Genomic DNA, 21,122 nt, shown 5'->3' with positions numbered 1-21,122 from the left:
TTAATCATTCCCGGTATAAAAAGGGTCTACAACATTATGCCAATCTTGGCTAAGTGATTTCATCTTTATCCTTGTTTCTGCAAGTTGAGGGCTCATAAAAACGGTATACTTGGCCGAAGGAATTTGACTACTGCATAAGATGGGTTGCTGCTGGAGTATTCTGTCTTTTAGTGCGAAATCAAACAGCACAATATTGCCTTGCTTAATCAAGTCATTTATATCTACGTGCTCAGTCATCAAATTATAAAAATCAGCCCCTACTCCCCAAATACCAACCTTACCATCTCGGCTTATACTCTCACGCAATGCATCGGCTAGATTAGCCCGTAGTTGACGACATTGTGCTTGATAATGTTTGATCACATTCGCGGCATCAAATAAAGAAGATGATGGATGAGATTGGACTATTTCATCTGGGGTTAGTAATACCTGTAATCTGGGTATATAGCCTGTTGTTATGCGACTAATTTTGACCACTTTAAATCCAGCACGTTTAGCTGCAAAAGTTATAGAGTCTGCCGTATAGTAATGAATATGTTGTAAATTAACTAAATTACTCATACCAATGGATTGAAGGGTATGGTGTTGTGAAAAGTCAGGGACTTCAATAAACACTGCCCCATTTGGGCTCAGTTGTTGTTTGATATGCTGTAAGAAGTTAACTGGATTAATTACATGCTCTAATACATGCGAAGCCATCGCTAAATCAATACCCTCTGGCCAATGTTGGTTTGGCAACTGAGCGAGATTATTTAAATCGAACGAGAGATAGTGAATATTATCTTCAGAAAAACGGTCATTAAAATCGATACCGACTAGTGTACTATCTGGCAGTCGTTTATTGGCAGCAGCTAATAGTTTTCCTTCGCCACAACCAAAATCGACGACAGTCTTAGGTGTCGAATCATTTAATGCAAAGTCTATCATCTCTTCGTATGGACTATTATCACCCACTAGAGTTTCATGCCACATGACGGCTTCTTGGGTAGAGTGAAAATACAACTTTTCAAATAAAGCTGGTGTATATTCATGACTAATCTGCACGTGTCCACAATGTTTACATTTTGATAGAGGATAAACTGAGTTTTGACGGAAAAGTATTGTGCTACTTTCCTCCCATATCCCAAATGAAATATCTGAAAATGTTTGCCATTGCTGGCGGTTACAAAGCTGACATGAAGCTATAGCCATAGGTGAAGTCCTAGTTGGTAATACCGCCGTCAATCGTCAGCGTCTGCCCAGTAATAAATGCCGCGTCATCGGATAACAAGAAACTGATTGCAGGGGTTATATCTGCAACAGTGCCTAAACGATGCATAGGTGTACGGCGGATAATTTGGTCGCGTTTTTTATCTGAAAGTGTCGACGACATCTCAGTGTCGAGATAACCAGGAGCAATCGAATTAACGGTAATATTTCGGCGGCCATTCTCTCTAGCAAGTGCACGGGTTAAACCATCTAACCCCGCCTTTGATGCAGAATAGGCAGCAAGACCAGTATAACCTCGACTACCAATGATTGAGCTTATATTGATAATTCGCCCCGCACTATTCTGCCTTAAGAATACCCTAAGCACTTCACGGGCAAAGTATAAAGCACCGTTTAAATTCACTTGCAATAACGCATCAGATTCTACATTAGGAAAGGTGGCTAACACCCCCTCTTTTGCAATACCGGCATTATTGATGAGCCCCCAAAGTGGTACTTCTGCCCATTCACAGGCAGATTTTACAAATGTAGCGGTTTGTTCTGCATTACCGACTTCACATTGAAACCACTTAACATGCTCGTTGTTATTTACTAGGTCGTCGATCGCCGCCGTTTTATTGCGACTACAGGTAGAGACCTTATAACCTTGATTAAGTAAGTGAATAACTGTGCCTAAACCCAGTCCACGACTACCGCCTGTGACCATAATGTGTTTCATTGAATCAACCTCTGTTTTTTACCCGTCGCAGAAAGACTAATTTGCTCACTAAAGGTGATAATTCTGGGGCGTGCCCCTGGTTCTAATTGTTCAGCAAGTTCTTTAAGTGCTTCTTTAGCAATCTGTTGATCATCAGCACATAACTCAACACAGATAAGTGCCCCTGTAATAGGGTTAGCTTTGGCGTAGACTCTTGCGTCAGTTATTCCAACCAATGCAATAATTTTTTGTTCTAAGGTTTCAAGATTAACCTTAACACCACCTACATTCACTAAACTATCTTCTCGACCGGTAAATAATACTCTGTCATCAGTGAGTGCAATACAGTCGCCGGTGTCGATAGACTCGTTAAGCCTGTTTAATTGTAATGCATGCGTAGCGGTTAATTGCCAGCCATTAAACTTTTGTTTTAGCCAAGTTCGAGGAAAGCCCGCTAATCCATCTTTAACTGAAAATATGACACCAGCTTCAGTGGTTGCGTAGATATGACGCACCTTAGCCCTAGGACATTGTAACTTGATAGCATCTAAGGTGTCCTGGTCTGCTATTTCTCCGCCCAGAGTAATAACGGCCAATGGTGGTGATTTTGTATGCCAGCTCATTAATAACGCCCGCATCATTGAAGGAGTCGCACTAATGGCATTAACACTATGCTTTATCGCAAGCTCGGCTTTGTGTTGAAGATTGGCATCAACATCGGCAATCAACGTATCTTTACTAACAATAGCCTGCAAAATGACTTGTAAACCAGCAAAGCTCATTGGGTGATAACAAAGTAGCCATCTGCTAGCCACTTTCTCGGTATTGTTAGCGTTTTTAGGCATCAATTTGTTTAGCCGATGAAAAACCAACTTAGGTTGCCCGGTCGTACCCGATGTTAATAGTCCAATAGCGAAACCTGTTGGAAGATTGCTGTCATCAATATCTTGATTAGTTCGATTAAAAATAACTGGAATATCAGCTTGTTGTGCATCAACCATCGCCTGGATCATTTTCGACACCAGCGGGCTAGTTGCGTTGTCAGCAGCGCCATTAAGCTCGATGAACGATTTGCTTTTACAGTCAGCACTGGGAGTAAAATCAATTCCACAGCACTGTAAGCCCGGCTCAATTAATAAGAATTGCTCATCGATAACAAACATTAAACTGCTGCACCTTCATAAAGCGCTATCAGTTCGGCAATGCTGTGAAACGTCTTAAATCCATCACGAAAGGGATCAATTCCGGTTGTTAATTCTAAAGTCACAATCAATGTTGCTAAGTCCAAAGAGTCCATTGGTAAGTCGACTAAAAACTCTGACTCGACAGTTATTTCAGGACAAACCTCGGCCTTATTTTCAATAATTTGACGGGTCTCATTGAGGATGATATCGGCTAAGTTACTCATATATTATTCCAATCATTAAAAGCGGCTGATATTTTATCTAAGCTAAAATGTTGCTTTTGGGTTAGCCAATCTTCTTTTAGCTGCTCAAAAATGTGCACATCCAGTAGCTGGCCATTTTTACAAATATGTTGCTTTAGGTGACCGACTAAACGCGTTTTATGCAATGTCTGTAGCTTGACCACTTTTTCATTTGCATCAAGTACATAGTTTACAATTTTGTTGAGCTTTAGCTGGTAAAAAACATAGTTACAAATATAAGTATGCATTGTTACACCATATTTGAGTCTCGCTTGACGCTCATAAATATAAGAACCTGTACTGCAGCGTTGGTGTTGTCTATCTATATCGGTAAAACACAAAAAGCCAATTGAAACACCATCATCTTGGATCATATAACCACGATAGTTGTCATTTTTTTCAAGTGACCGTATCCAGTTTTTTTGTTTGTCTAATGATGGATCTTCAAGATCACTGAACATGTGTTTAGTGATCTCTGGATCGGTACGCCACTTGAGCAATAACTCTGCATCACTGACATCTACACGTTTAAAATTTAACGCCATTATCTACTTCTTAATTTGCTAAATAGCCGCCTTCAACTGGCAGTGTGACAGCGTTTATCCACTTAGCAGCGTCGCTAAGTAAAAAGGCTACCGCATTGGCCACATCTTCTGGCTGCCCAAATCCCATAGGGTGTTGGTTAAGCATATGCTGATATTGTGCTTCGGTCATACTGTCTTGGGTGCGTTGTGCCATCTCTGTTTCAACGAGTGCAGGAGCAACACAATTAACCCTAATATTATCCCGCAGCAACTCCATCGATAACCCTCGAGTTAGCGACATTAAACCAGCTTTGCTTGCGCCATAAACAGTATTACCTGTTTGGCCTATAAGCCCCGCAATTGAGGACACAAAAACAATCGCACCTTGCTTAGAGCGATCACGCTTGAGCCTGAAACCTTTAGCGATAGCCATAGCGCTAGCTAAATTGACATGCATAGTTTCATTAAAAAATGCTTGGTCAAATACCCGTATAGGTTTGGTTATTTGAATGCCCGCACAATGAACAAACCCATCAATATAACCGTATTCTTTAACTAATGACTTTACCCAGTCAGAGAGTTTATCTGTATCAGCCATATCAAATGGCGCACAAACATGACCACTACCTTCAAGGCTTGATGCTGTCTTTTCAAGAGCGACTTGGTCGCGACCATTGAGTATCAAGGTTGCGCCCAATTTAGCGAGTAACACGGCGCATGCGCGGCCAATGCCTGCCGATGCGCCAGTAATCAATACTCGTTTACCGCTGAAATCCATAGGATTAAAGATCATCTCGGTACCGACTAGTTAATTATGCAGTTAAATGTTCTTCAACCAGTGCAATAAGATCCGCTACTGTGTTGATCTCTTCTAATTTGTCACCTTGAATGATGATGTCAAAATTCTCATCAGCCATCGCAATCACGCTCAGAAAAGCTAATGAATCCCACTGCTCAAGCTCCATCAATACTTCATCACCTTTTAAGGTGTTGTCATCAAGTTCTAATATCTCTTCTAAGTTGTTTAAAAATTCTTGTCTGTTCATCTTATTCACCTCTAATTTATCGTGTTTTTTATTTACAGTGCCGCTAATAGTGTATCGGCAAAAATAGGTATTTGTTTATGTTAATGTGCTGTGCGTTGTGCCACATGGGCATTTATCTTTGCAAGCTGCGGATTATTAAGCAGCAAAGTGCAAATTTTGTCAGGACTCGCCTCAAGCCAGTCATTGCCTAAATGCTCAATTAGTTGTTCAACAAGATGAAGGTCATCTTGTTCATCAACGCAAAGCCTAAACTGCCCCCAGGCTAATTGTCCGGTTTCTATCGGTACAATATGTGCATCCGGTTTGCTGTAAAGGTAAAGGGTCACATGTTCTCGTTGTGGCTGAGTCGTCTGCCTCTTTATAGGCGTTTGACAGGCTTGCCATGCTAAATACTTCCACATCAAACCCCCTGGGGAAATACGCGAGGCTAATGTGTGTGTACTGTGATATGTCCCCTTGACGATGTTGTTTCACTGCCTCATCAATAAGGCTGGGGCAAATAAGCGGGCAATCCCCCGTGAGACGGATAATAATATCCTCATCGGTTGCCTCTGCCATTAATGCTGCGTGATAGAAGCGATCGAGTACATCATGTTCGTCACCACAAAAATATGGCTGCTGATTGGCTTCACAATAGTCAACAATGGGTTGATCTGTCGACTCAGTAGTGGTGGCGATAATATGAATATCAACCAGTGTTGACTGCTTAACTCTGCCAATGTGATATTCCAACATAGGGCGGCCATTTATTGGCGCTAACACTTTGCCAGGCAATCGACTCGATCCCATGCGAGCTTGCGTAATGCAAATGACGCGCATTTATTTCTCCTTTTTAAGTAAAGGAAAAGACAGATAAGCTTCTTTCATCGGCTCGCCAAAGGCGATATCTTGGGTAGCGATTTGGCCAATTATTTGAGGTAAATAGCGCGTGTGTAGCCCATGAGCGGGTCTCACTGATCGCACATTTTCAGCGGTAAACTTCTGGCCTTTTTTAATCGCCTGCGCAATATACAAGGAACGCCTGAAATCTCTTCCACCTGCTTCACTGGGTTTTACTTCATAGCCAGCAACGCCCAGTGCACTGTGCACTTTATCCGCTTGTTGTTTTAGTTGAACAAATTCATCAGGTTCTAATGAAAATGCCGCATCTACTGAACCATCACTTTTATCGAGTGTAAAATGCTTCTCAATAACACTTGCACCAAGCGCTACCGCGGTAATAGATGCGGTATTTTCAATGGTGTGATCACTCAATCCGATAGGAAAATCAAACCGCTGGCACAGATCGGTAATAGTGCGTAAATTACAATCTTCAATCGGCGTTGGGTAACCGCTAATACAATGCAGTAATGCCAACTGCGTGCCACCAGCGAAGGCAACAGCTTCAACAGCCTCTTGAATCTCTTCCAGTGTAGCAAGACCGGTTGACATAATGATTGGCTTGCCGGTTTTTGCTGCAGCGCTAATCAATCCGATATCGTTAATTTCAAAAGAAGCAATTTTATAAGCTGGGCAACCAAGGGATTCAAGCAGTTCAATTGCGCTAAGGTCAAAGGGAGATGAAAATAACGTAATATTATTTTGTTTTGCTCGTTCAAATAGCGCTTTATGCCACGCCCATGGGGTGTGAGCCTCTTGATAAAGATCATATAGCGTACGACCAGCCCAAAGGCCACCTTCAATACTAAACTCTGGGCCATTATGGTTAAGCGTTATGGTATCAGCGCTATAGGTTTGAATTTTGATAGCTTCAACGCCTGTTGCCGCTGCGGCATCAATCATCGCCAAGGCTTGATCCAAATTACCTTTATGATTACCTGATAATTCTGCAATAACATACGGTTTATGCAGTGGGCCTATTTCTCGGCCATCGATATTAATTGTGGAAGCAAACATACTTATTCTCCCGAACTTAACTGCGGTTTAATATCGCTACGCCAAGCGTCATGAAAATGTCGGATCCTGTCTTCACATTTACCCAATATGCCTGGTGTATTAACAGCAGGCATATTCGCTTGGCAAGATTCAGCCACTAATCGGTCCTCTTCCAAAATGGTATGGTTAAACTCAGTAAAGTTAGCTTTAATGACCGCTTTTACAGCATCACTTGTGGCACTGCCATCCAGTCTTTTTATCATTCGTAGCTGAAAGTTCAGTTGCGATTGGGTGGATGTTAACGGATCATAGGTTTGTAGCGACATTAATGAGCCATTGGTTAATCCAATTGCCAAATTAGGGTAAATAAAGAAGTGATTATATTCAGTAAACTCGCTGCTTTGCTCAAGTTTTAGGTGCTTTCTCGCCCCTGCCCACCATTTTTTGGGAGTATCTTGTAGCGGAGTGTTACCTGTTGTGTGCCCATTAAAAAACTCAATATCACATTCTGCTTTGGCAAATTTTGCAAACGTTTCCGGGTGGACACCGGCGACATGATAAACTTCTAGTACCGTTTCACAGGCGATTTTCCAATTGGTATTCCACTGATAATGACCTTGTTGAACAGGATCGGTAAACTCAGCTGAAATACGGCTTAAAATGGCATAATACGGCCCAAGATAATCTTCAAGTGACGGGCCTGCTTTCGCGACGCGAACAAAGAGCAACTCTCCGCAACTTTCTAAAGCAAACTCTTTCAGTGATAACGCCTTTTTAGCAGCCTCATCTAAACCAAAATCAGTACGATTTTGTGGAACGCCAGCCAATGCGCCATCGCTTTTATAACTCCAACAATGATAAGGACATACTAGTGGCCTATTGCCCTGGGTTTGCGTTTGAAGCTGTGCTCTTCTGTGACTACAAATATTAAGCAATGCACTAACTTGACCATTAAAATTTTGCACCACAACTGGGGTATTACCCACTTTAAGGGTAATAAAATCATGATTTTTAGCCACTTGATCTTTAAAGCCAACAAATATCCAGTTTTTCTCAAACACTTCTACGCGCTCAAGTTCAAAGGTGGCTTGGTCATAATAATGGGTCGGGTGAATGGCTTGTATCGCTATCATTAAAGTTCCGATTTTTGTTGTATGCTGACAATCAACTGTTTAATTATTCGTTGACAGCCTTGGCTGTCAATCAGTTGACGAGCAATGTCACTCATGTCTTGTCTCAAGCATTTATCATGCCAGAGGTTTACAGCATCGACTTTGATTTTACTCAATAAATCGTTATTAATCTGAGTATCAGCTTGGTTACAGTCAAAAGCACGCGTATCGATAGCATAATACCAGCTGTTATTCAGCGGTGAGCCAAGTGCGGGCAATTGATTATCAACCGTCACTAACGCTAACGTAGGGACACCTTGGCTTGCTAACTCCCCCAATGTGCCACCCGCAGCAGATATGGCTAACCCTGATTGCATCATTATTTGAGCAACTGATGGTGGGTTACAAATAATCGAGAAGTTTGAATGCTGTTTAGCCAGCAGCTCTAAAGTGCGCTGTTGCTGATGAACTTGACCAATCAACAAGCAGACATGCGCTTCAGGTAGTGCATCAATAATGGCTCTTGAAAGCGGCAGTGCCAAAGATTTTGGGTCTGTACCCCCTAAGGCGATGAGCAAATCTGGGCGCTCAGCTATTGGGATATAATCTTGAGCAGCAAACTCTTTACGTAAATAGGTGTATTGAGGCCCTAAGCAAAAAGTCGCATTAGGCGCTCGTTGTCGGTACTCTTCAAGGCTGACATTGGGGGCCGGATTAATGACAAAGTCCGCCAAAATAGGCTGATGGTCTAAGGCATCATCTAGCTTAACGATAAAAATAGTAAGTTGATTGAGTTGTAACCACTCATCTGTTGTCAGATCATAATCATCAACAATAATGGCGGTAAACGCATGCGGTAAAAGTTCATCTGTCGATAATGGGGCTGCTATTTGTTGCGTGTCGAAATTAGCCTGATGCAGTTTATTGAGTAAAGGCAAACTACAGGTTTTATAAATAAAAGTGATATCAAAAAAAACCTGCGCTGCCTGTGCAAGCGCATATAGACGCATAATATGTCCAGCGCCTATACCATGGGAGTTGTTTCCGTAAAATGCGACCCGTGGTTTAACCGGCAAGAAAACCACCATCAACGGCTAAGGTAATACCTGTTGTATTAGCACTTAAGCCACTCAGCAGAAAATAAACACTATTAGCCACATCCTGTGGCGAACTTAACCCTAATGGATGGGCATCGATTAATAGTTGGCTTTGCTGTTCGCCTAAAGTCGAAAATTGAAGTTCAGCTTTTGCACCACTTACCACAGCTGGCGCAACACAATTAACTCTAATTTTTTTACTGGCTAGCTCCAAGGCGGCGGATTGCACCATAGATGATAGTGCCGCCTTCGATGCTGCATATAGTGTTCTAGCCTTTAGGCCTCTTTGACCTGCTGCTGAACCTATAAATACAAAGCTGGCTCCAGAGTTAAAATGTTTTGCCTTAGAAAAAGCCGCTGTTAACATCACTGCAGCAGAAAAATTAACATCAAAATATTGGCTAATCTGTTTAGGTGAAATAGTTCTTAGTGGGCTATAGCCTTGATAGCTGGCACTATGCACTAAACCGTCTATTGCACCATATTGGTTGATAAGCGATTTAACCCAAGATTGAATATCTTCAAGGTGACTCAAATCAAAAGGGGCTATTTGATGATGTTGTTGAGTTAATTGACGTTTTGTGTCAATAAGCGCCACTTCTCGCCGGCCCACTAAAATGAGCTTTGCGCCACATTCATCCAGCTTTTTGCAAATAGCGAGTCCAATGTCTGAATCCGCCGCCGCACCTGTAACAACATATAACTTATTGGTTAAATTCATTATAGTTATTGCACCAAGGTTAATGGCTCAAAATCATCACTTATTTCTATAATTTGTGGCGCCAGTATTGGGCCCATATCGGTAATAATGGCTCCCCAGGACCAACCAACACCAAAACCACCTAGCATCACTTTTTTTGTATCAGTTTCGAAAAAATCACCTAATTTATGGCAAATGGCTAGCGGCACAGAGGCGCTGGATGTGTTGCCAAAGTCGGCCATGTCGATGAGATATTTATCTTGTGGAATTTTGGCTTTTTTACGCAAATGTTCAAGAATAAACTGATTAGCCTGATGCATAACGACCATATCTAAACTGTCTGCTTCAATATTAGCTAAAGCCAACGACTCTCTGATTAACTTGGGCACCACTTTCAACGTAAAGGAGAATACCGCAGCGCCATTTAAATAAAGTCGAGACTCTTTATATAGCTTTTGTTCTTCTTCACTGCTTCTGGCTTCAAGTTCTGGCATGGTGGGGTTTCGTCGCCCACCCGCTTTTACTGCAATATGCTGCCCGCCAGTGCCGTCGGTGCCAAAAACAGCGTAAGAGTCAGTCCAATTCTCATCAAATTGTAATGCTGTTGCTACGCCCGCATCGCCAAAAAGAGGAAGAGTACCGCGATCATCAGGCAAAAGATGACGACTAGAAGTGTCGCCACATAGCACTAACGCCCGTTGACCATCAGAGCCATTAAGCATTTGACTCGCCAACCAGGTACCATAGACAAAACCCGAACAGCCTAAACTCACATCAAGACATGCAGCATCCTGAGACAAACCAAGTCTGTGTTGCATTAAACATGCTGTGGCTGGGAGTGCATAATCAGAATCCTGTGAGACATAAATCAATACATCAACAGACTCTGGTGCCCAATTAAGGCGCTTTAATAAGGTTTCAGCAGCGGCAATACACATGTCCGATGCACATAGATGTTTTGGCAGGATTCGGCGACTATGTATGCCTGTGCTGGCATAAATTTTATCCGCCTCCTCCTGAGTGAAAATATCTGGTGTTTCAACATATGAATGTCTATGGGGAGGAACAGCGGCTTGCATACCTGCAATTTTGACTGACTTTATCACAGCTTTCATAGATAACCCTGTTGAAATAAACGAATAATGTTGGTTTTAACTATAACATTGAATAATATAGCTTGAAAGTGTCATGCTTGCGTCAAATTTGCACTAACCTTTTCTATATAGTGAAAAAATCAGGGATAAGAAATGACCATTACTACTGTTAACAAGATTTCAATTGCTGGCATTGTCTGTGTCTTACCTGAATTCGTGTGTGAAAATATTGATAAGTCTTCTGAGGTTGCTAGCCAAGAAATGGCACGAATTGTTGCCTCTACAGGCATTCAATCAAGACGGGTAACACCACCAGAACAGACGGTATTAGATCTAGGGCTAATCGCATGCGAATCGTTATTAAGCGAGTTAGCTTGGGATCGCGATGAAATATCGCTGATTATTTTTGTGACTCAAACTCCCGACTACCCATTACCTGGCAATGCGATACAGCTACAACATCAACTGGGGTTAAATAAAGGCACTATCGCTTTTGATGTTAATTTAGGTTGCTCAGGTTTTATCTATGGATTGTGGCAAACATCGCAATTACTCAGCGGCCTACCAACAGGTAAAGCGTTATTAATTGTAGGTGATACTACCAGTCATCAGTACAGCGAAAGTAACCGTGCCGTATCATCATTATTTGGTGACGCAGTCAGTGCTATCGCTATTGAGAAGCGTGACAACTGCGATGAGATGGTCTTTTCACTAGGCTCAGACGGTGCAGGCGCACCTTATCTTATTCAACCAAATGGGGGGGCTAGAACGCCAAATCGCACACCAGAATTATTTATGGATGGTATGCAGGTATTTGTATTCACCCTAAGAGAAATCCCCGCCTCAGTTAATGCTTGTTTAACCCATAAAGGCTGGCAAGTAGACGATATAGACTACTGTGTAATGCACCAAGCAAATGAAATGATGCTAAAACGCTTAGGTGACAAATTAGGCATAACTCAGCAGCAATTGATTATCTCAATGGGGGACATAGGCAACACTAGCTCGGCATCAATACCCTTAGCGTTGTGCTTAAGTCTGCAAGATGAATTGCTGCGACAACCGACTAAATTACTCTTGTCGGGGTTTGGAGTAGGTTGGTCTTGGGGAACAGTTGCCTTTACATTACAACCGCTCAAAGTATGTAAAGTGATTGATTTAAAAACATCAAGTTAACGATTTTCTATCACATCTACACTGTAAGCAATGCTGGAAGTTCGTGTTCTAAGTAATCGGCTAAACCTAGCCAGTCATGACGTTCTTGAGCAGCCAACATACTTGGAATAAGCGCGAGTATTTGGTTTGCGCATGGCAGTGAAGTAAGCATAGGTTCTAAGTGATTTAAACATTCCCGCAGGCGCTGCGCCCCTTCTGCCTCATGACCGAGTCTTAAAGCATGTGCCGTGGCAATAAGTTTCTCTGCCAAGGTATTTGGACTACATAATGTCATAATGATAAATCCTTATACTGAGCACCATGTATACGTGCTCCATCTAGGCTAGATTGATAAAATCTCACATGCTGCTTAGCGCTGATATAGTGCTCAAAACTGCGTAAATATCCCCTAAAATTCAGATCCGTTGCCACGCGTTCGCCATGTCCATTAATGACCCAATGGTGATTTTGATTATTTATGGAAGGCCCTAGGGCACCATCATGCCAAAATGCATGTGTTTTATTGCCAGGGTAGCTAAAATCACAGCCAAAAAGTGTTATCTCCTTAATTTTAAGATATACCGCTAGATCAATCGCAGGATGAATAACACTGCCATTGGTAAATAGTCTTAGCTTCGGATACTGCTTATCTAGCTTGTCATAAATAGGATTTTTGGAATAAGCAATAAACTTTGGCCCTGGCCATTGCCCGTGTATTGATGATGACAAGGTGGGGAAATAAACCAGCGTAATCGACGACGGAATTGTGTCAGGAAAATGCGCAGGGGTAATTTTATTGTCTATTGACACCACAATATCAGGAATAATATTTTCATGAATGAGTGCCTTCAGTGCAGTATCCACTGCAATCATTAGTGATCGCTGGCCAATTGGCAGCTTACGCTGTGCGCGTAAATAATCGTAATGATTCTCTAAAGTGGGGCCTGAACCAATCAAATGCGCTTTGTATTGCCCGTGGGGAAGAATTAATGTCGATGCGTCAGGGTCATTTGCTATCGCCTGTGCATTTTCATTTAGACGCTTCTGTACTTCAGGGTTAGCGGGTTGATGCTGACGATTCACATAAGCACGATTATTTTCCAGCACTAAGTGATCGCGTAAGATGGCATTTTCATTATTAGCGAGTAACAAATCAGCCGTGATAGCTATATTTGGCAGGTTTATTTTATGCTGATGAGCTTGATAAGCAACCTTAACTCGAGGGTCGCTTAACCACTCACTTTGGTCAGTAAAGCTCAACAGCAATGCTAGCAGTGACAAATTGAGTGGTACCACTTCGATTGATTGTAATTGTTTGTTATCAATCAACAAACTCATCACATCTCCCATCCCAACACCGTAAACAGTCACATTGTCGCAAACTAAAGGCAATGGGTTAATCAATAACTTAGCTTCAGCTATTCGGTTATGGCGGCTACTAAGCTGAATACCGTCAACACTAATAGTTTGATTATTCCCCTCCACAAGCTGAGCATCAAAATGATCGATAGATTCAAATTTAAGTGCCGACGCAAGGATCGGCCAACGCTGGCTGATGATATCAACATTCTTAGCAAAAAGATCAGTCATTGACACTGCCCTCGATGTATTACTTTAAAGTGAAAGTCACTAACAAATCAGATACTTGAAGTTAGCCTATTACAAGATTAATCAAAGTTAGCTAGATACTATTTCTCAAAACAGTAACTCGCAAGTCTTGTTTATAAAATTATCAGACGGGTGTCAAAATAGTCCGGCGATAACAATACAACCACAGCATAATTTTAACGCTAAGTAATTATGACATAACAAATTACTTTAACCAAACAAGGGTGTGAGCCACGAACATAGACGCTAATATAAGCTATAAATTTAGAGGTTATACTGCTCGATAAAATAGATTGTCAATTTTAACTTAATTTTATCTACAGTGAAGAGTATGGTCTGGCAGAGCAATTTAATGAATTGATAATAAGTCGCAGCGTTAAAAGGCAGCTTGATCGCGGCAGATATTGCTGTAAATGTTAATCTTAATACAAGCCGAAGAAGCATCCATATTTAATGGTAAAACCTTAATCGTGACGGTAAGGTTTATAACTGTACTCAAACACTAACATACAATTCGGTTCTATTTCTGCCAAGTGTTTTAGCTTGATACATAGCATTATCAGCCTGAGTAAATAAACCTGTAAATGATATATCTTTTGCGCTAATACTCACCCCTATACTGACGGTTAATGCATTGTCACCCACTTTAATTTGAGCAATTAACTTATGCAGCCGCTGGCAAAATAATTCAGTATCACTTTTATTGGTATCCGGTAACATGATCAAAAACTCTTCTCCGCCAAATCGAGAGACGAAATCTGTTTGACGACAAAACCCCTTCAATAATCCGCCTAGCTCCTTCAACACTCGGTCGCCTTCTAAATGGCCAAAGGTATCATTAATTTTTTTAAAATGGTCAATATCGAGTACTAACAAAGCTACCGATTGCTTAGACCTTGCAGCTTGTTCAAGGGCTAAAGTGCTTCGATATTTCATTTCTCTTCGATTGAGTAAACCGGTTAACTCGTCTGTAGACGCCAGCAACTTCAACTTTTCAGCCTGTTCTTCTAATGTTTCTCTCGTTTTGATTAACTCTTCATAGAGCTGATCTCGTTTAGATGCATTGAAAAAACTCCAATATATACAGCCATCCTCACTTAAACGTGCGTTCACCGTTATCGGAATACGTACTCCAGAGGCATTGAATATAATCAGCTGCATTTCTTCGCAAATCTTTTCATGTAATAGTGTTGGAATTAAATAACTCTGAAAAAATATTCGAGAAGATTGAGTAAATATAACATCAGCACTTTTACCTATAAGATCACCGGGCGGCCACATTAGCTCACTGGTAAAATATGAATTTACATAGGTAATCATTCTTGAGGGGTCAGTCACTAGCACCCCACAAGGGAAACTATCCGGAGAGAAACCCATCGAGGTATCCCCCTCCAACTTAAGTGTTTTCAAGGTAGTTAATTCGCATATTCTATTATCGATTTAATAATAGCATCAGGATGCGTCATGTGCAGGCAGTGGCCATCGGCTGCAATAACTTTAAGCTGGCTATGGGTTATTTCACTGGCAATAAACTCACCAATTGAGGTTGATGCCAGCGCGTCGTTCTCACTTTGTAAAATTAATGACGGCTGCTTAATCTCTTTCAAAAGATAACGATAATCAGATAAAAAAGTCGCTTCAGCAAAGTTTTTGGCAATAACAGGATCAGTAGAACAAAAACTGCCAGATAACTCGCCAATCAGATCATCAGAGTTATTGGTTCCCATGACTAATGGTGCTAAATAGTTAGCCCAACCAATATAGTTTTTATCCATTAGGTTCAATAATTCTTCAAGATCTTCTTTTTCAAAGCCACCGAGGTATTCTGGAGGAAAATTTAAAAAACACGGTGAAGGGCAAACCATGATCAAGTTCGAAAACAACGACGGTTTCTCAATTGCAGCTATTGCACCAATAATACTACTGACCGAATGACCAACAAAAATAGCATCAGTGAGCTTTAACGCTTCACAAATTTCAATAATATCTTCAGCATATCCTTCAAGTTGGCTATAGCGTTTTTTGCTGTATTGAGAAATATCAGAAGCACCCGAACCAACATAATCAAATAATACAATTTTGAAATGCTTTGCCAGTTCAGGGATTAAAAAGCGCCACATGTTTTGGTCACATCCAAAACCATGAGCAAGAAACAGCGTTTTACTGCCCTTACCGATTAACTTAACATTATTTCTAATCAATACATCATCTGCATTTAGCATACTTTGTCGTCCTTTTTATCAGGTCACCAATAATGAGCGCCTGCTGACTTTGCCATGGTCAATCTAATTTAGCCATAGCTAAGTTAAGCAGAGCATTCAAAATTATCCATTTCATGTTCTGCATAGCCGATATTTTCCGCTGATGTAAGTCAGTCAGATCACGTTATCAGCAATGTAAATAGCACTTTAAAATACAATAAAGACCAGTCGCTATACACCTTGAAGTATTAAAGGTTTTGGGCTGAGAGGTATTACGACAACACATTTACCTAGTAAATTATCACATAATTTTAAATAGGCAGGTTTGGCAGAAAATAGCAGAGATTATGACAGAAAAGGACAGCTTGAATTTTTATATGGTCTCCCCACAGGGACTCGAACCCCGATCGGCCGCTTAGGAGGCGGCTGCTCTATCCTGTTGAGCTATAGGAAGACGAAACTGATTATACTGGTTTTCAGCCTGATGAAAAGAGCTTATAGGCGATTAAAATCGTTAGGATTTAATTGCTTAATTATTAAACTGATTTAAATAAGACAAAAGTTGCTCACCTTTTGTCTTATTTACCCTAAACACTTAGAGTTTAATGGCTATATCGTGAACCTGAATGTTATCGGCGGCATCAACGTTTTCAATCATCGCGGTGGCTGTGCCTTCACTCACTTGATCTATCACTATTTCAGTGCGGTTTTTAGTCACAACTGCGCGCATGATATTAAGACGGTCGGGAATATTTTTTTGCAAAACCAACTGAAATTTGTCACCCAGTTTAACGCCATTTTTACGGCCTAAATTGATAATAACTCGATCCCCTTGCCTAGCGATAATTTGCCCTAGCAACGGGCGACACTTGAGTGCGTTATCAAGTGACATAACACTTAATTGCAGCTGGCTTGTGATTGCTTGACCATAGGATGAAGACCAAAAACGCTGGCTGTTTGGCATTACGGTTTCTTGACGTTCAAACTCCCAGGGGGCTGTGGTAGCAAATGTTTGTGACCACACCTCTTCACCGCTGATGCCATGATATAGGGTTAGTTCATAGCTAAATTGACGTGAGGGGACTTCATCAACAAAGCCCATAAAACTGCTGGTGTAAGGCTCTGTCGACATGTCAGTAATGTAAGATTTCAATATATATTGGCTATCGGTGATTTCACCAAGCCAACTAGGGATGCTATAGCCTTTGAAATTAACCAGTTCATTGGCGGTATCTAAGCGTTCATCAGCATGTACCTTAGCGAAACTAGCGCTTGATTGTTGATTAATGGCTTTACCAAATTGAAGCGTAAAAGCTTTATTAAAATCGGATAAATGACCATAACTTAGCTGAGTTCTGTCCGCTATATCTGCCTGCGGTAACATAATAGCCGCTTTTAAGGACTGTGCCTGACACTGCTCTGTTTCACTTTCATCATCAATATTAAGCGACAAAATAACCGTCATAATATCATTGCTGACTAACTCGCTGAGCAATTCAATATTATTGGCCGCGCCCATTCGTTGCATTGAAAAGGTATCCTGGGTGAGCGAGCCTTGAGTAATTTGCTGCTGGCTAGAGAAATTAACCCCGCCCCTCAGACTGGCGTAATTCAATGCTTGGTTAATGGCGTCTTCGCGCGCTTTATCTATATTGCCATTCACAATCTTGGCAGTACCTGTCACTTCAATTTGCTCTGCAATTGAATAAGGACTCAATAAAACAGGCAATAGCATCAAGGCCCGACACCATTTAGGCCACGAGTATTGTGTAAACTTATTATTCAATGCATGTACCATATTTCACCCTGCGTCAGATATCTGTCACTTGTAGCACAAAACAACACGTTACATCGCTGAGATAGCGCTGTCGTGAGTTACTAACAACTTATCAAGCAAAAACTGTGCCCAATCTATCTTTACTTTCGCTAACGACACTATGAATAACGACACTATGATTAGCGCTACTATGAATAACGCCGTTACAATTAATGAAACTCTATCTAGTTTAAGTCTACCTAAAATAGTCTGAGGTTTATTGACTTCAGTTTTATAAGTAAACAGCGCTTTATAAAGATAAAGAATATTTATCTGATGCCGATATATCAGTATCAATTGAATAATATTGTTTTTTAGACAGACGCGAAGGACTCAATCATGCAGCACAAGCTTTCTATTCTCGCTCTGATGCTAGTCACCATAGGGCTTGCTGGGTGCGGTAATACACTTAACCCCGCAGCAAACTTGGACTATGCACAAAATGGCCAACTAGTGGGTTATCAAGACGCTGATGACGTGCACCAGGAAAAACTGGTTTATGATATTAATGCGTCGGGTTTAGCGCCCAAGGGACAAATTAATATTTGGGCTGAAAAATTAGTCAATGAGTTGGTGTTACAAAATGATGCCCTGCGTCCTGATCAACCCTTATTAATTGTTACCCCAGTAATGAGTAGCGACTTTAATCAAACTAATGAGTTAGCACTTCAGCTGCAACAGAGTTTACTGAGCGCATTTCACGCCCATGAATTCAATTTAGTTGACCTTAATGTGTCAACGTCACTGCGCGCGACAGAAAAAGGCGAATTAATATTAAGCCGAAACTGGGAACAACTTCCCGCTGACATGCCTGTATCTCATGTATTAGTGTCAACATTAAATCTCACCAATGAAGGGGTGAATTTTAATGGCCGTGTGGTGGATATAACCAATAATCGCGTAGTGTCGGCGGTGCAGTCTTTTGTCGCAGGTCAAAGTTTATCCGGCTATGTTTTGCCAGCCAATAAAATACAAACCCGTGACGGATTAATTTATCGAACCGAAAATGTTAAACAGAGTCGCTACACTGTGATAGGAGACAAGCAATGAAAAATCTAATACTAATTACAGTGCTAAGCTTTTTAATGCTGGGTTGCACAAGTAATGATAAGTATGTGCAATGGGAAACCGAGGCTCCAAGCCACTTTCCGAAAATTTCAGCCATTGGTTATGCCCCACTCGCTACCCAACCAAGTAATATTGAGGCACATAAAGTATTGATGGCAATGCAAGCATCAAAAGTGGCCGCTTATCGTGAATTAGCAGAACAAGTATATGGGCAGAAGATTGATGCGGTTAGCAATGTCAGTGAGTGGCTACTGACTAACGATAGCGTTAAATCCTCTGTTAGCGGTATTATTCGTGGTGCAAAAGTGGTTAAAACCTACCCTTCTGGAGACTTTTATGTCACGGAACTTGAATTAGATTTTGAACAGGTTTGGCATTTATACGAGCAACAAAACCGCGCAAAACGAATAAAAGAAGTGACTTACTTTTAACCCGAACGCACTTAAGTTATTTTAACAAAACAAAACGCCGCGTATTATCGCGGCGTTTTGTTTTGAGTAACTGCATTTATAACAACTAAATGATTATCGTCAAAAATTAAAATTTCACTTTAAATGCCAACGCCGCTGCGACTTGATTACTGAGCTCTTCAGTTGTTTGTGGCTCACTTAACTCCATCTCGCCACCAAAATAGTAACCAGTATAAGCATTCAAGCTAACGCTTTGGCTAATTTTCCAACCTGCGCGTAAAAAGCCAACCCACTCTTCAATTTCAATGGTGGTATCATCATTTTCAATTAAAAAGCGTTCTGTACGACGAGAGCTACCGACACCAAAATCCCAGTCTTTTGAAAGCTGATACGTTAACTCTAAACCCGCGGGACCACTGAATCCGGCTTGAAACGGGTTAGCAAGTACCCACTTATCATTAATTTGCCAACGTACAGCAAGATAGGGAACGGTTCGCACCTCAGATATATCATTAAGATAAGCCACACCAAGACCTAGCATATTGCCAGATTCAAAACGGTACATACCTGAAGCAACTACGCCATAACTTTGAGCATTTGAAGATGATGCGGTATTGGCATAGGCATATTGCACTTTAGGTGCAAACATGAACATCCACTGATTATCAGGGCGATAAATCAAAGATAGCCCAGCGCTGTACTGATCAATAGAAGACCAGGGCACAGTGTTAGTTCTTAAGGGAGTTTGCTGGTTAATACGCCAGCCATAGTCAAGATTATCATAACCAATGTTAGCGCCTATCATCCATTGTTTGTTTAATGGCATGGCCGCGGATAATTTGGCATTCCATACATCACGCTTTAATTCATTACCATTATTACCCACAGTGGCGGCTTGCGAGCTAGTCCTGGCAACATTGAGCTCAAAAGGCGCACGATCTGGTGCTGATGTCGATGCTAAAGCACTCATACTTGTTAAGCTTAAACCTGCAACAACGCCTGTCACTAATAAAGGTAGCAAGCTCATTTTGGATAAATAATCTGGGTTAGATTTATTTGGCTTAAATTGATTTAGCTGTAAGTTAATGTGAAGTGCAGTTGTCATTAAAAGCATCCTTTCTAGGGTAACAAGTCGATTGATACTGCCTCAGGACAGTGTGGTATTTAAACTAGTACGAATTGTGCTACAAAGTGGTTCAATATCATCCTATTTTTATAAAATACGATGATATTATTTTATCCTTCACAACATTTTTTACAGGCTCTTATTTATAGGCTCAACTGATTATAGCTTGTGCGCTTTTAAAAACATCATCGCTGTTTCAGTTAAGTACGCTTGCCTTTTAGACAATAAATCCGCTGTTGGCAGGCCTAATTCTAAACGCATTCTTAACTCACCAAATAACATTAAACTTAATCGTACTGCACTGTCATGGGGGTTATTAAAATGATATTGGCCATGTTGATTAACCTTTTTAAGGTAACCACTGACTAAATTTAAAATATGTTTTGGGCCAGCATCATAAAAAAGTGCTGCCACTTCAGGATGAGTATCAACTTGTGCAACACAGGTAGTAAAGACGGTTATGGCTTCTTCTGACGCTATCATGGCACCAAAATGTTGAGCAAATGAAGTTAATACACCCTCAGGATCGGTAGCATCCACTAACAAATTTTCAGTCAATTGATGCACTACGCACTTAGATTCTATTGAGGCAACAAAAAGATCATCCTTCGAACCAAAATGAGCATATACAGTCTGCTTTGACACGCCTGCGTGTTTAGCCACTTCATCCATGCTCGTATTCGGAAAGCCCTGATGGCAAAATAAATCAATAGCCGATTGCAAAATTTGCACCCGCTTCTGTTCACTTTTAGATAATGTCATTTGATTATTCTGGGTCAATGTTTGTTCTTCTGTCATCTTTTCCCCGTATGTTGTCACATCAGCTAAACAGTTAACACTATTTAATCACAAAATGGACTGGACAGTCTAGTTCCTTAAAACTAGACTAGGCAGTCTAGTTAACACTAACATTACATCATCAACCTAAACATAGACTTGTTTTATTAACGTGTAATAC

The 21,122-nt window shown here is 41.0% G+C and carries 23 protein-coding genes and 1 tRNA gene; 3 read left to right on the top strand and 21 right to left on the bottom strand.

Annotated features, from left to right (window positions below; genetic code table 11):
- The 13 genes from ACRWQN_RS07785 to ACRWQN_RS07725 all read right to left on the bottom strand — a co-directional run bounded on the left by ACRWQN_RS07785 (window position 1) and on the right by ACRWQN_RS07725 (window position 10,801).
- On the bottom strand, window positions 1-1,191 hold the full coding sequence (locus tag ACRWQN_RS07785; protein ID WP_434940384.1) for a class I SAM-dependent methyltransferase: 1,191 nt from the start codon (window positions 1,189-1,191) through the stop codon (window positions 1-3).
- 10 nt (window positions 1,192-1,201) lie between these two features.
- On the bottom strand, window positions 1,202-1,927 hold the full coding sequence (locus ACRWQN_RS07780) for an SDR family NAD(P)-dependent oxidoreductase (RefSeq protein ID WP_434940383.1): 726 nt from the start codon (window positions 1,925-1,927) through the stop codon (window positions 1,202-1,204).
- Window positions 1,924-3,069, bottom strand: a complete 1,146-nt coding sequence (locus tag ACRWQN_RS07775; RefSeq protein WP_434940382.1) for an AMP-binding protein — start codon at window positions 3,067-3,069, stop codon at window positions 1,924-1,926. Before ACRWQN_RS07775 ends, ACRWQN_RS07780 begins: the two co-directional genes overlap by 4 nt.
- Complete coding sequence (locus ACRWQN_RS07770) at window positions 3,069-3,314, bottom strand: phosphopantetheine-binding protein (protein ID WP_188923647.1); 246 nt, start codon at window positions 3,312-3,314, stop codon at window positions 3,069-3,071. Before ACRWQN_RS07770 ends, ACRWQN_RS07775 begins: the two co-directional genes overlap by 1 nt.
- Window positions 3,311-3,877, bottom strand: coding sequence for a UDP-4-amino-4,6-dideoxy-N-acetyl-beta-L-altrosamine N-acetyltransferase (gene pseH / locus ACRWQN_RS07765; RefSeq protein WP_434928704.1), 567 nt, complete (start codon window positions 3,875-3,877; stop codon window positions 3,311-3,313). The genes ACRWQN_RS07770 and pseH overlap by 4 nt, the downstream gene beginning before the upstream one ends.
- 10 nt (window positions 3,878-3,887) lie before the next feature.
- Window positions 3,888-4,649 (bottom strand): SDR family NAD(P)-dependent oxidoreductase, encoded by a 762-nt coding sequence (locus ACRWQN_RS07760; RefSeq protein ID WP_434940381.1) that lies wholly within the window; start codon window positions 4,647-4,649, stop codon window positions 3,888-3,890.
- Window positions 4,650-4,668: 19 nt separating this feature from the next.
- Window positions 4,669-4,902 carry an acyl carrier protein gene (locus ACRWQN_RS07755; RefSeq protein WP_226410496.1) on the bottom strand — a complete coding sequence of 78 codons (234 nt, stop codon included), beginning with the start codon at window positions 4,900-4,902 and terminating at the stop codon, window positions 4,669-4,671.
- 246 nt (window positions 4,903-5,148) lie between these two features.
- Window positions 5,149-5,721, bottom strand: a complete 573-nt coding sequence (locus ACRWQN_RS07750) for a cytidylyltransferase domain-containing protein (protein ID WP_434940380.1) — start codon at window positions 5,719-5,721, stop codon at window positions 5,149-5,151.
- The gene (pseI, locus tag ACRWQN_RS07745; RefSeq protein ID WP_434940379.1) at window positions 5,722-6,798 is read right to left on the bottom strand and encodes a pseudaminic acid synthase; all 1,077 of its coding nucleotides are present in this window, start codon (window positions 6,796-6,798) and stop codon (window positions 5,722-5,724) included.
- 2 nt (window positions 6,799-6,800) lie between these two features.
- Window positions 6,801-7,910 carry an aromatic ring-hydroxylating oxygenase subunit alpha gene (locus ACRWQN_RS07740; RefSeq protein ID WP_434940378.1) on the bottom strand — a complete coding sequence of 370 codons (1,110 nt, stop codon included), beginning with the start codon at window positions 7,908-7,910 and terminating at the stop codon, window positions 6,801-6,803.
- Window positions 7,910-8,965, bottom strand: a complete 1,056-nt coding sequence (locus tag ACRWQN_RS07735; protein WP_434940377.1) for a PseG/SpsG family protein — start codon at window positions 8,963-8,965, stop codon at window positions 7,910-7,912. The genes ACRWQN_RS07740 and ACRWQN_RS07735 overlap by 1 nt, the downstream gene beginning before the upstream one ends.
- Complete coding sequence (locus tag ACRWQN_RS07730) at window positions 8,955-9,707, bottom strand: SDR family NAD(P)-dependent oxidoreductase (RefSeq protein ID WP_434940376.1); 753 nt, start codon at window positions 9,705-9,707, stop codon at window positions 8,955-8,957. The genes ACRWQN_RS07735 and ACRWQN_RS07730 overlap by 11 nt, the downstream gene beginning before the upstream one ends.
- Before the next feature lie 5 nt (window positions 9,708-9,712).
- Window positions 9,713-10,801 (bottom strand): 3-oxoacyl-ACP synthase III family protein, encoded by a 1,089-nt coding sequence (locus ACRWQN_RS07725; protein ID WP_434940375.1) that lies wholly within the window; start codon window positions 10,799-10,801, stop codon window positions 9,713-9,715.
- 132 nt (window positions 10,802-10,933) lie between these two features.
- Between ACRWQN_RS07725 and ACRWQN_RS07720 the strand changes: the two genes are divergently transcribed.
- Window positions 10,934-11,956, top strand: a complete 1,023-nt coding sequence (locus ACRWQN_RS07720; RefSeq protein WP_434940374.1) for a ketoacyl-ACP synthase III — start codon at window positions 10,934-10,936, stop codon at window positions 11,954-11,956.
- Window positions 11,957-11,972: 16 nt separating this feature from the next.
- Here ACRWQN_RS07720 and ACRWQN_RS07715 read toward each other — a convergent pair whose 3' ends face one another.
- The 6 genes from ACRWQN_RS07715 to ACRWQN_RS07690 form a co-directional block, all read right to left on the bottom strand.
- Complete coding sequence (locus tag ACRWQN_RS07715) at window positions 11,973-12,230, bottom strand: hypothetical protein (protein WP_434940373.1); 258 nt, start codon at window positions 12,228-12,230, stop codon at window positions 11,973-11,975.
- A complete protein-coding gene (locus ACRWQN_RS07710) occupies window positions 12,227-13,525 on the bottom strand; it encodes a motility associated factor glycosyltransferase family protein (RefSeq protein WP_434940372.1) in 1,299 nt (432 codons plus the stop codon). Before ACRWQN_RS07710 ends, ACRWQN_RS07715 begins: the two co-directional genes overlap by 4 nt.
- A 513-nt stretch (window positions 13,526-14,038) precedes the next feature.
- Window positions 14,039-14,920, bottom strand: coding sequence for a sensor domain-containing diguanylate cyclase (locus ACRWQN_RS07705; RefSeq protein ID WP_434940371.1), 882 nt, complete (start codon window positions 14,918-14,920; stop codon window positions 14,039-14,041).
- 38 nt (window positions 14,921-14,958) lie between these two features.
- On the bottom strand, window positions 14,959-15,765 hold the full coding sequence (locus ACRWQN_RS07700) for an alpha/beta fold hydrolase (protein ID WP_434940370.1): 807 nt from the start codon (window positions 15,763-15,765) through the stop codon (window positions 14,959-14,961).
- A gap of 357 nt (window positions 15,766-16,122) precedes the next feature.
- A tRNA-Arg gene (locus ACRWQN_RS07695) sits at window positions 16,123-16,198 on the bottom strand.
- A 141-nt stretch (window positions 16,199-16,339) separates the two neighbouring features.
- Window positions 16,340-17,479 carry a flagellar assembly protein FlgT gene (locus ACRWQN_RS07690; protein ID WP_434930192.1) on the bottom strand — a complete coding sequence of 380 codons (1,140 nt, stop codon included), beginning with the start codon at window positions 17,477-17,479 and terminating at the stop codon, window positions 16,340-16,342.
- Window positions 17,480-17,899: 420 nt separating this feature from the next.
- Between ACRWQN_RS07690 and ACRWQN_RS07685 the strand changes: the two genes are divergently transcribed.
- Together ACRWQN_RS07685 and ACRWQN_RS07680 are read left to right on the top strand one after the other, a co-directional pair.
- Complete coding sequence (locus tag ACRWQN_RS07685) at window positions 17,900-18,610, top strand: FlgO family outer membrane protein (protein WP_226410512.1); 711 nt, start codon at window positions 17,900-17,902, stop codon at window positions 18,608-18,610.
- Entirely contained in the window at window positions 18,607-19,059 is a 453-nt protein-coding gene (locus tag ACRWQN_RS07680; RefSeq protein ID WP_434930194.1) for an LPP20 family lipoprotein, read from the top strand. The genes ACRWQN_RS07685 and ACRWQN_RS07680 overlap by 4 nt, the downstream gene beginning before the upstream one ends.
- Window positions 19,060-19,165: 106 nt before the next feature.
- Here the strand turns inward: ACRWQN_RS07680 and ACRWQN_RS07675 are convergent, their stop codons facing one another.
- Together ACRWQN_RS07675 and ACRWQN_RS07670 are read right to left on the bottom strand one after the other, a co-directional pair.
- On the bottom strand, window positions 19,166-20,143 hold the full coding sequence (locus ACRWQN_RS07675) for a DUF6268 family outer membrane beta-barrel protein (RefSeq protein ID WP_434940369.1): 978 nt from the start codon (window positions 20,141-20,143) through the stop codon (window positions 19,166-19,168).
- Between the two features lie 180 nt (window positions 20,144-20,323).
- On the bottom strand, window positions 20,324-20,962 hold the full coding sequence (locus ACRWQN_RS07670) for a TetR/AcrR family transcriptional regulator (RefSeq protein ID WP_434940368.1): 639 nt from the start codon (window positions 20,960-20,962) through the stop codon (window positions 20,324-20,326).
- Between the last annotated feature and the right edge of the window lie 160 nt (window positions 20,963-21,122).

The organism is Shewanella sp. HL-SH8, assembly GCF_051165765.1.
GTDB classification, from domain to species: domain Bacteria; phylum Pseudomonadota; class Gammaproteobacteria; order Enterobacterales; family Shewanellaceae; genus Shewanella; species Shewanella glacialimarina.
This window is presented reverse-complemented; position numbering and strand designations above follow the sequence as displayed.